Annotated in this window: 12 protein-coding genes and 1 pseudogene; 8 read left to right on the forward strand and 5 right to left on the reverse strand. The window is 68.8% G+C overall.

The genetic code is table 11. The features are described from left to right. Nucleotides 1-45: 45 nt before the first annotated feature. Entirely contained in the window at nucleotides 46-1746 is a 1701-nt protein-coding gene (locus IE325_RS29845; RefSeq protein WP_190073349.1) for an FAD-dependent oxidoreductase, read from the forward strand. 98 nt (nucleotides 1747-1844) lie between these two features. Then, a complete protein-coding gene (locus IE325_RS29850; RefSeq protein WP_190073198.1) occupies nucleotides 1845-2591 on the forward strand; it encodes an SDR family oxidoreductase in 747 nt (248 codons plus the stop codon). A gap of 101 nt (nucleotides 2592-2692) precedes the next feature. Here the strand turns inward: IE325_RS29850 and IE325_RS29855 are convergent, their stop codons facing one another. After that, complete coding sequence (locus IE325_RS29855) at nucleotides 2693-3358, reverse strand: sigma-70 family RNA polymerase sigma factor (RefSeq protein WP_190073350.1); 666 nt, start codon at nucleotides 3356-3358, stop codon at nucleotides 2693-2695. 196 nt (nucleotides 3359-3554) lie between these two features. Here IE325_RS29855 and IE325_RS29860 point away from each other — a divergent pair, with 196 nt between their 5' ends. From IE325_RS29860 to IE325_RS29870, 3 genes are all read left to right on the forward strand, one after another. Continuing rightward, the gene (locus tag IE325_RS29860; RefSeq protein WP_190073199.1) at nucleotides 3555-4403 is read left to right on the forward strand and encodes a sigma-70 family RNA polymerase sigma factor family protein; all 849 of its coding nucleotides are present in this window, start codon (nucleotides 3555-3557) and stop codon (nucleotides 4401-4403) included. Between the two features lie 74 nt (nucleotides 4404-4477). After that, the gene (locus IE325_RS47110) at nucleotides 4478-5014 is read left to right on the forward strand and encodes a sigma-70 family RNA polymerase sigma factor family protein (RefSeq protein ID WP_373315239.1); all 537 of its coding nucleotides are present in this window, start codon (nucleotides 4478-4480) and stop codon (nucleotides 5012-5014) included. After that, the gene (locus tag IE325_RS29870; RefSeq protein ID WP_229912126.1) at nucleotides 5002-5604 is read left to right on the forward strand and encodes an FMN-binding negative transcriptional regulator; all 603 of its coding nucleotides are present in this window, start codon (nucleotides 5002-5004) and stop codon (nucleotides 5602-5604) included. Before IE325_RS47110 ends, IE325_RS29870 begins: the two co-directional genes overlap by 13 nt. A 62-nt stretch (nucleotides 5605-5666) precedes the next feature. On the opposite strand, the gene IE325_RS29875 is transcribed toward IE325_RS29870, so the two are convergent. Continuing rightward, nucleotides 5667-6266, reverse strand: a complete 600-nt coding sequence (locus IE325_RS29875; protein WP_229912108.1) for an LmbU family transcriptional regulator — start codon at nucleotides 6264-6266, stop codon at nucleotides 5667-5669. Nucleotides 6267-6616: 350 nt separating this feature from the next. On the opposite strand from IE325_RS29875, the pseudogene IE325_RS29880 reads away from it, so the two are divergent. Further along, nucleotides 6617-7744 (forward strand): annotated as a pseudogene (locus IE325_RS29880) (IS701 family transposase); the annotation flags it as partial. Between the two features lie 14 nt (nucleotides 7745-7758). On the opposite strand, the gene IE325_RS29885 reads toward IE325_RS29880, so the two are convergent. Genes IE325_RS29885 through IE325_RS29895 form a run of 3 tightly spaced genes read right to left on the reverse strand, consistent with a single transcriptional unit; the run spans nucleotide 7759 to nucleotide 10057 of the window. Further along, nucleotides 7759-8502: a thioesterase II family protein gene (locus IE325_RS29885; RefSeq protein WP_190073202.1), complete on the reverse strand. Its 744-nt coding sequence runs from the start codon at nucleotides 8500-8502 to the stop codon at nucleotides 7759-7761. Then, nucleotides 8499-9749, reverse strand: a complete 1251-nt coding sequence (locus IE325_RS29890; protein WP_190073203.1) for a cytochrome P450 — start codon at nucleotides 9747-9749, stop codon at nucleotides 8499-8501. The genes IE325_RS29885 and IE325_RS29890 overlap by 4 nt, the downstream gene beginning before the upstream one ends. Beyond that, nucleotides 9746-10057, reverse strand: a complete 312-nt coding sequence (locus IE325_RS29895) for a phosphopantetheine-binding protein (RefSeq protein ID WP_190073204.1) — start codon at nucleotides 10055-10057, stop codon at nucleotides 9746-9748. The genes IE325_RS29890 and IE325_RS29895 overlap by 4 nt, the downstream gene beginning before the upstream one ends. Before the next feature lie 363 nt (nucleotides 10058-10420). Here IE325_RS29895 and IE325_RS29900 point away from each other — a divergent pair, with 363 nt between their 5' ends. Together IE325_RS29900 and IE325_RS29905 are read left to right on the forward strand one after the other, a co-directional pair. Next, entirely contained in the window at nucleotides 10421-11674 is a 1254-nt protein-coding gene (locus tag IE325_RS29900; protein WP_190073205.1) for a cytochrome P450, read from the forward strand. Nucleotides 11675-11678: 4 nt separating this feature from the next. Further along, the gene (locus tag IE325_RS29905; protein ID WP_308437692.1) at nucleotides 11679-11942 is read left to right on the forward strand and encodes a ferredoxin; all 264 of its coding nucleotides are present in this window, start codon (nucleotides 11679-11681) and stop codon (nucleotides 11940-11942) included. Nucleotides 11943-12072: the final 130 nt, after the last annotated feature.

Consider the following 12072-nt stretch of genomic DNA (forward strand, 5'->3'; position numbering starts at 1 on the left):
CGATCGGAGTGGACCGTGGCTATCACCGAACAACGTCTTTCCACCATGGTGCTGGTGATCGGCACCGGCGGTGCCGGGCTGCGCGCGGCGATCGAGCTGGCCGAGGCCGGTGTGGACGTCCTCGCCGTCGGCAAGCGCCCCAAGGACGACGCCCATACGGCACTCGCCGCCGGAGGCATCAACGCCGCCCTGGCCACCATGGATCCCGAGGACAGCTGGCAGCAGCACGCCGCGGACACGATCAAGGAGAGCTATCTGCTCGCCGACCCCCGCACGGTCGAGATCGTCACCCAGGGCGCCGCCCGGGGCATCGACGACCTGGAGCGGTACGGCATGGACTTCGCCCGTGAGGAGGACGGCCGTATCTCCCAGCGGTTCTTCGGGGCGCACAAGTTCCGTCGGACCGCGTTCGCCGGGGACTACACGGGGCTGGAGATCCAGCGCACCCTCATCCGGCGCGCCCAGCAGCTCGACATCCCGGTGCTGGAGGGCGTCTACATCACCCGGCTGCTGGTGCACGACGGCGCCGTGTTCGGTGCCTACGGCTTCGACCTCGCGAGCGGGCGGCGCTATCTGATCCAGGCGGACGCAGTCATCCTCGCCGCGGGCGGCCACACCCGCATCTGGCGGCGCACCTCCTCACGCCGCGACGAGAACACCGGCGACTCCTTCCGACTGGCCGTGGACGCCGGGGCCCGGCTGCGTGACGCCGAGCTGGTCCAGTTCCACCCCTCCGGGATCATCGAGCCGGAGAACGCCGCCGGAACCCTGGTCAGCGAGGCCGCCCGGGGTGAGGGCGGGATCCTGCGCAACGCCCTCGGGGAACGGTTCATGGCCCGCTACGACCCCGAGCGGATGGAGCTGTCCACCCGCGACCGCGTCGCCCTCGCCTCCTACACGGAGATCAAGGAGGGGCGGGGCACCCCCAAGGGCGCCGTATGGCTCGATGTCTCCCACCTCCCCCGGCACACGATCATGAGCCGCCTCCCCCGCGTCTATCAGACGATGCTCGACCTGCAGATGCTGGACATCACCCGCGAACCCATCGAGATCGCGCCCACCGCCCACTACTCGATGGGCGGCGTATGGGTACGCCCCGAGGACCACAGCACCGACGTACGGGGCCTGTACGCCATCGGTGAGGCGTCCAGCGGGCTGCACGGCGCCAATCGCCTCGGCGGGAACAGCCTGATCGAGCTGCTGGTGTTCGGCCGTATCACCGGGCAGGCGGCGGCCGCCTACTCACAGTCCCTGACCACGCAGCACCGCTCGGCGGCGGCCATCGCCGAGGCCCGCGCGGAGATCGACGATCTGCTCGCCGCCGACGGGCCGGAGAACGTACGCGCGCTGCAACGCGCCATCCGCAACACCATGACGGAGCACGCGGGCGTCGTACGGGACGAGGAGGGCCTGCGCGCCGGGCTGGCGGAGCTCGCCGTGATCGAGAAGCGGATGGCGGACGTCGGCGTGCACCCGGACATCGCCGGCTATCAGGACCTCGCGCACGCCTTCGACCTCAAGGCCGCCGCCCTGGCCGCACGGGCCACGCTCGAATCGGCCCTGGAGCGCCGTGAGACCCGTGGCTGCCACAACCGCAGCGATTACCCGGACCTGGATCCGGCCCTGCGCGTCAATCTGGTGTGGTCCCCGACGGCCGGAGTGACCCATGAGGAAATCCCGGATGTGGCGGACGAGATCTCCGCTCTGATGCAGGAGGTCTCGACCGAGGGAAAACTCGTCGAATAGGACCTGTCACAAACAGCACCCCTGCCCTGTCTCTCCTAAAGCAGAGCGAATGAATCTCTGATCTCCGCAATCTCCGCAATCTCCGAGAGGAATCCGTCATGAAGGTCCTAGTGATCGGTGGTACCGGGCTCATCGGCTCGAAGCTGGTCGGCAAGCTGGCCGAGCACGGGCACGAGGCGGTCGCGGCCGCGCCCAACACCGGCGTCAACACCCTGACGGGCGAGGGCCTCGCCGAGGTCCTGAAGGACGCGTCGGTCGTGGTCGACGTCTCCAACTCCCCGTCGTGGGAGGACGAGGCCGTCATGGACTTCTTCCGGACCTCCACCACCAACCTTCTCAAGGCGGAGGCCGAGGCCGGTGTGACGCACCATGTCGCGCTGTCCGTGGTCGGCACCGACCGGCTCCAGGAGAGCGGGTACTTCCGGGCCAAGCAGGCGCAGGAAGAGCTGATCAAGGCGTCCGGCATGCCCTACTCGATCGTCCACGCCACCCAGTTCTTCGAGTTCATCAAGGGGATCGCGGACATCTCGACCGACGGTGACACCGTGCGCCTGGCCCCGGCCAAGTTCCAGCCGATGTACTCCGACGACGTGGCCGCGGCCGTCGGCCGTACCGCGGTCGGCACGCCGGTCAACGGCCTGGTGGAGATCGCGGGCCCCGAGGTGTTCCAGCTGGACGAGCTGATCCGCGAGACGCTCGCCGCCAAGAACGACCCCCGCACGGTCGTCACGGACCCGAAGGCCCCGTACTCCGGTGCCCAGCTGCAGGAGACCACGCTGCTGCCGGGACCGGACGCGCAGATCGGGGACACCAAGCTGTCCGACTGGCTCGCGCGGCAGCAGTAGAAAGCAATGAGACGGCCCCCGTCCGCGGACGGGGGCCGTCTCATTGGCTCATTCATCAATTCCGTCTCATTCGCGCGGGAAATTCAGTTCGACGGAAATCGCTATACGCTCACTCCGCGCGCCGCGTCCGTGGAGAGCACCGCTTCCAGGGGCGCGAGGTGCCCGTACTGGGCCGCCGCGAGGAAGGCCTGCACCAGCCGCCGATGCGCGACGGAGTCCACGGGCTGCCGGGGACGGTTCCCGGCCAGCCGCTCCTGAGCCCGTACGACCTGCTGTCTGGTGTTGGCGACGCCGATGCCGAGCAGCTCGGAGATCCGGCCGTACGGATAGCCGAAGCCCTCCCGCAGCACGTACGCCGCACGCTGTCTCGGCGTCAGCGTCTCCATCAGCAGCAGCACGGCGCCCTCGGCGGCGTCGTGCCGCTCCGCCACCGCTTCCGGTGTGGCGTCGAGGTCCGCCGGCTCCGGCAGCCAGGGACCGGCGCAGGACTCCCGGCGCTTCCAGGCGGACTGCACGAGGTTGATGGCCAGCCGGGCGGTGGTCGTCCTGAGCAGCGCCGACGGATTGCGTACGACCGTGCGGTCCAGCCGCTGCCAGCGCAGCCAGGCCTCCTGGATGACGTCCTCGGCCTCGCCCGGGTCCCCGACGATCCGATGGGCGATCTTGAGCATCCCGGGTCTGGCCTGGACGAACACCGACGTCGCCTCGTCCGGTACGGCCGTGGTACCGGTCCTCTCCCGGCTCGGCCCGGCTTTGACACCTTGCATGTCCACGACCGGCTCCTCGACTCGGTGGGCCAGCGGCTCCACAGCGGGCTGACTCCAACATCCCGCCATCGGCCGCGGTCCGCACCTCGCCGGGGGCCCGCCTCGGTGTGCGCCGTGATCCGGGCCGTTGTCACAGGTGCCGGGCCTGTCCGGTCTCACCTGGCAGGCGGACGCATCACGAGAGGGAGGTCGGGTCGTGGCGGGTGCGGATGATGCGGTGTCGCTGGTGGAGTTGCTGGATGAGCGGCGTCATCTGCTGGATGTGGCGTTCTGGATGGTGGGCGGTGCCCGTGAGGCCGAGCGTGTGATCGACGACGCGTACCGGCAGTGGTTCGAGATGTCGGACGCGGAGCGGGCCGGGATCGCCGATCCGCGGTCGTGGCTGGCCCGGGCGGTGGGGAGCATCTGTCTGGCCCGGTTGGCATCGCCCGGACGGGGCACAACCGCGGACGCTAGGGGGCGGGGGGTGACGGAGGAGGTCAGTGGTGTGCTGCTGGAGGCCCTGGACTCGCTGTCCCCGGCGGAGCGGGCCGCGTTCGTACTGAACGACGTGTTCGGGATGGCGCCTGGGGCGGTCGCCGACATCGTCCGGCAGAGCGAGCCGCGGTGCGCGGAGTTGGCGGAGCGCGCCCGGCGAAGTCTTCGGGAGCGGCGGGGCCGGCCGACGACGGTCGCGGAGCACGACGCGGTGGTGCGGGCGATGCGTGAGGCGTGTGCGGCCGAGGACGAGGGGACGTTGGCGTCGTTGCTCGCGGGCGACGCGACGGCGTTCTTCGACGGCGGCGGGAAGGTGCGGGCACTGGTCCGGCCGGTGCAGGGGGACGTCGGGGTGGCCCGGAGTCTGATGACCCTGCTCGCGCGGCATCCGCGGACCACGTTGGACACGCACTCGGTCAACGGGAGGACCGGGCTGGTGGTGCGGTACGGACGTCAGGTCGCCGCCGTCATCAGTCTCGATGTCGCCGGCCCACGGGTGGTGCAGGTCTGGGTCACGCTCAATCCCGACAAGCTCCGCGCCTGGAACCAGACCGACGACTTCGGCTGACCTGTCACAGAACGGGTCGCCGCCGGTCAGTTGAAGCGTCGGCACCCGGAGGAACGGAGACAGCGGGATGACGCATGTTGGACGTGGTGCAGGAGGTCTGGCTGCGGTGGCAGAAGACCGTACGCAAGATCGTGAGCCGGGCCCGTAAGCATCTCGGGGCCGACCAGCGGGAGACGGTGGACACCGTTGCCCACCGGCAGTTGCTCGACGCCTTCGTGTCGGCGGCGCGGAACGGCGATGTCGCTTCCCTCGAAGCCATTCTCACGCCGGACGCCGTCAGTCTGTCCGACGGCAACGGCGAGGCCAACGGCCGCGGCGGGGGTACTGCTCTACCGGGACGGCCGGCCCTGTACGTTCCAGGGCGCTCGCCGCCTGATCTTCGGCGACCGCCCGCCCCTTTCCCGCGAATTCCCTTCACTGCCGTATGGCAATTTCTCGCGCCCCGAACTCGGCTCTTCTTCTTTTCATTGCGTCCGGCGACATCGGCGAGCCATGATGAAAACAAAGCCGTCCTGTCGACAGGACACGATTGTCATACGACGAAGGTGAGTGCCGTATGTTCGTCCCCAAACACTACCGGGAACCGGACGTTTCCTGGATGGTCGACGTGATTCGCGGGAATCCGCTGGCACTGATGGTCAGTAATGGCGCGCCCGCTGACGGACCGTTCGCCACGCACCTTCCGGTCATCACGGCCCCGGACTGGGACGGAGCACCCGCCGCGGATCTGACCGATCTGCCCTTGCTGGGCCATATGAACCGGGCGAATCCGCACTGGAAGGCGCTCGAATCGGGATCGGTGATCCTGCTGACGTTCACGGGTCCGCATGCCTATGTCTCGCCCACCGTGTACGACATTACGCCGGCCGCCCCCACCTGGAACTTCACCTCCGTGCATGTGCACGGAGTGGTGGAGAAGATCGATTCCACGGAGGAGACGCTGGGCGTCGTGCAGGCCACGGTGCAGGAATTCGAGAAGGAATTCGGCTTCAACTGGGACATGAGCGAGTCCGTCGACTACTTCCGGAAGATAGTGCCCGGTGTGGGCGCTTTCCGGGTCCGGGTGACCGGGGCCGAGGGAATGTTCAAGCTCAGCCAGGAGCAGAGCCCCGAGGTCCGTGAGCGGGTGGTGCGGTCGTTCGCCGAGCGCGGCTGCACCCGGCACGCGCAGACCGCGGACCTCATGGACCGTCTGGCGTAACGGACCTGCCCGTGGGCGGGGTCCCACCTCGTGGGATGCGGACCCCGCCGGTGGCGATCAGGTCACTCGAAGGGCAGTTGCCGGTCGTCGTCGTCCCGCAGCACCTGGCTGGCGGCGGCGTCGAGGGTGGCCGTCACCCACTCCCCCAACTCGGTGCCGGCATGGTCCGCCGCCTTGTGCCACCACTGGAGCCTGCTGTCGGGCACGGCGAGCCGGCGCGTCGCCGCCACGGCACCCGTGTGCTGTGCGGCGTCCTCGCGCTCGGCCCGGATGGCCTGGCGCAGCTGCTTGGTCGTCCACCTCATGCGCTCGGCGCGGTCGAGCCAGGTCTCCTGCTCGCCGACGGGCAGGGACGCCAGTTCGGCGTGGTGCTGGAAGCTGAGCGCGGAACGCCGCCTGTGCTGCTCGAACCGCCGGGACACCCAGGCGTAGTTGCGCAGCGTCTGATAGCGCAGTCCCGCCGCGCGAATTCCGCGTTCATATCGGTCGGCGTAGTGGTCCTTGCCGTATACGAGCCAGTCGCCCAGCCACCAGGACGATGAATTGAGCAGCCCGGAGAGCTGACGCCCGGCCCGCTCCCACTCGTCGAAGGCGATTCCCGTGGGTATGTGCAGCCCCACGTTCGTGGTGAGGACCTGATTGCGTCGCGGTGCCTCGACCACTCTGCCGAACAAAGGTGTCTTGGGGTTTTTGACCTGATCAATCATCATGCCTCCGTGTCAACGCTCGCGGCGACCGCGCGCGTTCATGATGGTTGTCCATGTGTACGCGGCAGGCATTCACCCCTTTTTTATTCACCTTTCTTGCGGAATTCAGGGTGGCCGACCGGCTCGCTTCCGAGTAGATCTCGACGCTGGCGCCAGTGCAAGGATCTTGGCGCCATCGAACGATACTTTGCGGAGTTCACAGAGTTCGCCGTCCGGCGGACCCGCACGGAGTGGCGCCACCGGGATGGCTGGATTTAGGGTTTACAACCAGTAACGCACCACGCACCTCGGGGGAGTCATGCGACATGGACGCAGCCAACTCGGCATTCCATCTCGATCATTTCAGTCGAACGATCTTCAGTAGTCTGCGCCGGACCGATCAGCGCAAGTGGGCGTACGCCTATCTGAACGGACTGCTCGTCACTCAGGGCAAGAAGTCGATCCGCCGGCTCGCCGCCACGATCCCGTCGGATCCGACCGCGGCCCAGTCGCTGCGCTGGTTCGTCAGTCTCAGCCCATGGGACTTCGACCTGGTCATGGAGGAGCTCACCCACTGGGTGGCGCACCACCGGCATCACCGGCACCGGACCGAATCCGTCTGGACCGTCGGCCGGGCCATCCTGCCCAAGCGCGGTGACCGGTCGGTGGGCGTGCATCGCTACTTCGATCTGTCCTCGGGCCGTACGGTCAACTGCCAGTTGGGACTGGGCTCGTTCCTGTGTGTGGGCACCGCCCGGGTTCCCGTCGACTGGTGCCTGTATCTGTCGCCGTCCTGGACGGAGGACCGTGACCAGCGCAGGGAGGCCCGCATACCGGATTCCGAGGTGTACCGGCCGCTGTGGGCGCACGCGCTCCGCCTGGTCGACCGGCTGTCGGCCCGTACGGATTCGTCGTCCGCGGTCGTGCTGTCCGACATGGGTGACGAACCCGATGTGGGGCACCTCCTGAACGGCCTCGCCAGGCGCCGGCGCGATTTCGTGATCGCGATACCGCCGCATCTGCCGGTGCTTCCCGTCGGCGATGGCGTCATGGGTGGCGCCGCACCGGGCAGTGCCAAGGCGCTGCTCTCCTCGGGGAGTCCGGAGGACACTGTGGTCACCCTGTCGGACGGACGGCAGCGCGTCGCCCGGCTGCAGACCTCGCTCATCCATCTGCCGGGGGTCCGCAAGGGCCCGCCCTACCGGCTGTTCGCCGAAGTGGACGACGACGGCGCCCCGGGGCCGGTATGGCTCACCAGCCTCGCCCACAGCAGCCTGGCGCGGGTCGCCTCGATCGTCGCGCTGAACGCCGAGACGCAGGCCGTGATCGGCTGCATGGAGCGGGACTTCGGGCTGCTGGACTTCGAAGGGCGCTCGCTGCCGGGCTGGTACCACCACATGGCCCTGGTCTCCGCCGCGTACACCTACCACCGGCTCAGCGGGCTCACGCAGGTGTCATCGCACGACGGTCACCGGGGTCGCCAGTCGGTCAGCGACTTGCGCAGTTCGTCGGGCGCGTCCATGAAGTCGTACCGGCCGCCGTCGAGCGTCCGGAAGTCGACCGAGTCCGAGTACTGACGCCACCCCTGGAGGGCGTCGAGGTCCACGTCGGGGTCGTCCCGCCAGTGCAGTACGACGATGGGGCACCGGATCGCGACGGGCTCCGGGCGCCGGTAGGCGCGCGCGGCGGCGTGATCGCGGAGCAGCACGGACAGACCCATGTCGATCATGTCCGGCCGCGGTTCGATGCCGCGGCTGCGGACGAACGACTCGACCTCGCCGCGCAGTTGGGCCTCGGTCATGGCGAGCATCGGGTCGCTCGCGGCGTCGTGCGGTGCGGGCTGGCCCGAGACGATGAGGCATTCGGGTCCGGGCAGGCCGAGTTCGGCGAGCCGCAGCACGGTCTCGTAGGCGGGCAGCGCACCCGAGCAGTGCCCGAAGAACGCGTACGGCCGGTCGAGCAGCGGCTGAAGCGGTTCGGCCAGGCCGGCGGCGAGGTCCTCGAAGGTGCCGTAATGGGGATGGCCCAGGCGGTTCTCGCGGCCGGGGAACTGCACCGGGCAGACCTCGACGTCGTCGAGCGCGGCCGGCCAGGCGCTGAAGGCCGAGGCCCCGGACCCGGAGAAGGGGAAGCCGAAGATCCGGGCGGGGTGAAGGGTGGTGTGCGGCCGGACGAACCACGGCGACACGGCGGCGGTGGAGCCCGAGGTCATGGCGTCTTTCGTTTCTGGGCGACGATGGGGAGATGGGTCATCCCGGCGATGAAGTACGACCGCAGGTGCTGCGGTTCGCCGGCGAGCTCGATCGATCCGAACCGCTGGAGGAGTTCCTCGAAGAAGACGCGCAGGGTCATCCGGGCCAGCGGCGCTCCGATGCAGAAGTGCGGCCCGAACCCGAACGCGATCTGGCGCTTGGCGCCGTTCCGCGTGATGTCGAAGGTGTGCGGATCGGCGAACTGTGACGCGTCCCGGTTGGCCGACCCGATCCACGCCACGACCGCCCCGCCGGCCGGAATCGTGCCGCCGCCGATCTCGGTGTCCTTCACCGCGTAGCGCATGAAATTGCAGGCGGCCGATGTCCAGCGCAGCCCTTCCTCGACCAGGTTCGGGATCAGCGACGGGTCGGCCTGCGCCTTCTCGAACTGCTCGGGCCGCTCGATGAGGGCGTGCACCGTGCCCGACACGGTGTGCGGTGTCGTCACATTGGCGCCCAGGAGAATGCTGTAGCCGTCGAGGGCGATCTCCTCGTCGGTCAGGGGCGCGCCGCCCGGGAGGACGCTCATGATGTGGTCGAGGAGACTGCCGTCCTCACCGCCGTCGGAACGCCGCTGTTTGACCCACTGGGTGACGTAGGTGACGAGTTCGTGGTGGGAGATGGCCAGCGTCGCCGCTTCGCTGCCGAGTTGGAAGTGCGGATCCGAGGGGGCCGTCACCATCGCGGTCAGCTTGACGAGTTCGTCCCAGTCCCGCTCCGGGATCCCCAGCAGCGGGCCCGTGACCATCGCCGGGAGGCGCAGCGCCTGCTCGGCCAGGTCGAAGGTGCCGCCGTCCAGCGCCGGTTCGAGAAAGCGCACGATCGCCCGCCGGATCGTGTCCTCCCAGGACTTCACGGCCCGCGCGGTGAGCTTGGAGCCGATCGACCTGCGGACCTCGGTGTGCCGGGGCGGGTCGGTGGACGTCATCAGCACGCCCGCGGCGACATCGTCCACCCCGAGGTGGGTGACCACGGTGCCGCGTTCCGAGGTGAACTCCCGGTGGTCGCCGAGCACGCGGCACACGTCGTCGTAGCGGGTGACCGACCAGAACTCCCTGCCGTCCGGGAGGACTTGGTGGTGCAGGGGTGCCTTCGCCCGCATCACGTCCCAGATCGGGTGCGGATCGCCCGAGGTGTAGAGGTCCAGGTCGAACAGATCGACGTCGGCGAGGTCGATGGCGCGGGCGGCCCCCGGGGTCAGCCTCACCGCAACGCCCTCCCGTGCTCGATGAGCCCGGCGACCCGGGCCGGGGTCAGCGCCAGGTAGAAGTCCCGCACGGAGAGCTGGACGCCGTAGTCCTCGGTCACCCGGTCGATGATCTGGATCCCGATCAGCGAATTGCCGCCGAGCGCGAAGAAGTCGTCGTCCGCCCCGACCTCACGACCGCCCAGGCATTGCGACCACAATGCCGAGATCTCCTGTACGAGTGGTGCCGGTGCGCTCGAAGGTCCGTCCTGTCGCTCCGACGTCTCGTCGTGCCCACCTCGCTGGTGGACCTGCGGTCCCGATTCCATTGCGAGTATTTCCTTTCTCCGCCGACTCTCCACCGACAAGACAAATCCGTTGACTGCGTGCGGCTTTCGCCGGAGCGCCCAGGAACGGTCGCGACGCCAAGGTAAATTGCCCGGGAAAGCCAAGGCAAGAGATGTCTGCGCGAACCCCTCGACGGGCGTTGGTTGTCCCGCCGACAGGACAGTAATTTGCGAAACTCCCGGCCTCCACCATAAGTCTCACCCACGTGTACGGTGTGAAGTCGGCACTTCCCTGTCACGCGGCCGGTATTGAGTCCGGTGCCGCCGAGTTGCCCTCTTTCTCGCCTTGAAATCGTTCCGCACCACAACGCACGTTCGCCACCTGCTATTCGCTCTGGAGGTCACATGCAGAACGAACCGACGACCTGCCCGGCCGGGCACACCTCCCCCACGAACGACGGGGAGGCGGACCGTCGTGAGCCGGTGACCCTCCCCATGGGGCGCGCCGCGAGCAAACCCTTCGATCCCCCCGCCGGGCTGGACGAGTTGCGCGAGAAGGATCCGCTGGTGCGGATGCGGTACCCCGATGGCCACATCGGCTGGCTGGCCACCGGGTACTCCACGGTACGGTCCATATTCGCCGACCAGCGATTCAGCGCCCGGCACGAGCTCGTCCACTACCCGCTCGCCGACGTCGGCCAGTTGCCGCCCGCACCGGTGGGGGACATGACCGGGCTCGACGCCCCCGAGCACACCCGCTTCCGGAAGCTGCTGATCAGCAAGTTCACCGTCCGCCGGATGCGTGAACTGACCAAGCGGGTCGAGGAGATCACCACCGACTGCCTGGACGCCATGGAACGCAAGGGCGGCCCGGTCGATCTGGTGGAGGCGTTCGCCCAGCCGATCCCCTCGCTGATGATCTGCGAGCTGCTGGGCGTCCCGAGCGCCGACCGGGACAGGTTCCAGCAGTGGGCGAAGATGATGACGAGCGAACTCTCCGACCAGCAGGCACAGGAGGACGCGGTGGTCGCGTTCGAGGCGTACATGGCCGAACTGGTCGCCTCCAAGCGCGCCCACCCCACCGACGACCTGCTCGGTGACATCACGGCGTCCGACCTGACGGAGGAGGAGCTCACCGGGGTCAGTGTCCTGCTGCTCGCCGCCGGCCTGGAGACCGTGGCGAACATGCTGTCCCTCGGTACGTTCGCCCTGTTCAGCCACCCCGAGCAGCTCGCCGCCCTGCGCGCGGACCCGGAGCTCGCCCCGCAGGCCGTGGAGGAGCTGATGCGCTATCTGACCATCGCTCACACCACCGTCAAGGCGGCCCTGGAGGACGTCGAACTGGACGGCAAGCTCATCAAGGCCGGGGACTCCGTCACCATCTCCACGGAGGCCGCCAACCGCGATCCGCTGCGCTTCCCCGACCCGGACACCCTCGACCTGCGCCGCAAGGCCACCGGCCAGCTGGGCTTCGGTCATGGCATCCACCAGTGTCTGGGACAGCAGCTGGCCCGCGTGGAGATGCAGGTGGCGCTGCCCGCACTGCTCAACCGCTTCCCCACCCTCCGCCTTGCCGTGCCCGTCGGTGACGTCGCGCACCGCGCCAACCCGAACATCCACGGGCTGCACAGCCTCCCGGTGACCTGGGACGAGGCCTGATCCGATGACCACGGAAGATCTCGCGGGTGTCGAGGACCGCGAACCGAACGGATCCGGTGCGGAGTCGGAGGTGGAGGTACGGGTCGACCGGGAGCTCTGCATCGGCGCCGGGATGTGCACCCTGACCGCGCCCGAGGTGTTCGACCAGGACGACGAGGACGGCCTCGTCCAGCTGTTGCGCACCCGGCTGCCGCGCACCGACCCGGACTCCGAGGCCGCTCATGACGCCGCCGGCCTGTGCCCCGCCGAGGCCATCTCCATCGGGTGACTCGGCGCCGTACCGCGGCAGCGTGCGACACGCCCATGACAGTGAGCGATGTGTGCTCGGCGTGGGGGTGGGACAGAATCCGTGCGTTCCCCAGCGGCGTGCCTTCCGCGCCTCGCGCCCCGGGGTCGAA

The sequence above is a fragment of the Streptomyces lanatus genome (assembly GCF_014655715.1).
GTDB classification, from domain to species: domain Bacteria; phylum Actinomycetota; class Actinomycetes; order Streptomycetales; family Streptomycetaceae; genus Streptomyces; species Streptomyces lanatus.

Excerpts from the sequence above, each read along its gene's own strand:
- IE325_RS29900 (WP_190073205.1), top strand. The coding sequence starts at position 10,421 with ATGCAGAACGAACCGACGACCTGCCCGGCCGGGCACACCTCCCCCACG.
- IE325_RS29895 (WP_190073204.1), bottom strand. The coding sequence starts at position 10,057 with ATGGAATCGGGACCGCAGGTCCACCAGCGAGGTGGGCACGACGAGACG.
- IE325_RS29905 (WP_308437692.1), top strand. The coding sequence starts at position 11,679 with ATGACCACGGAAGATCTCGCGGGTGTCGAGGACCGCGAACCGAACGGA.
- IE325_RS29855 (WP_190073350.1), bottom strand. The coding sequence starts at position 3,358 with ATGCAAGGTGTCAAAGCCGGGCCGAGCCGGGAGAGGACCGGTACCACG.
- IE325_RS47110 (WP_373315239.1), top strand. The coding sequence starts at position 4,478 with ATGTTGGACGTGGTGCAGGAGGTCTGGCTGCGGTGGCAGAAGACCGTA.
- IE325_RS29850 (WP_190073198.1), top strand. The coding sequence starts at position 1,845 with ATGAAGGTCCTAGTGATCGGTGGTACCGGGCTCATCGGCTCGAAGCTG.
- IE325_RS29870 (WP_229912126.1), top strand. The coding sequence starts at position 5,002 with ATGGTCGACGTGATTCGCGGGAATCCGCTGGCACTGATGGTCAGTAAT.
- IE325_RS29845 (WP_190073349.1), top strand. The coding sequence starts at position 46 with ATGGTGCTGGTGATCGGCACCGGCGGTGCCGGGCTGCGCGCGGCGATC.
- IE325_RS29885 (WP_190073202.1), bottom strand. The coding sequence starts at position 8,502 with ATGACCTCGGGCTCCACCGCCGCCGTGTCGCCGTGGTTCGTCCGGCCG.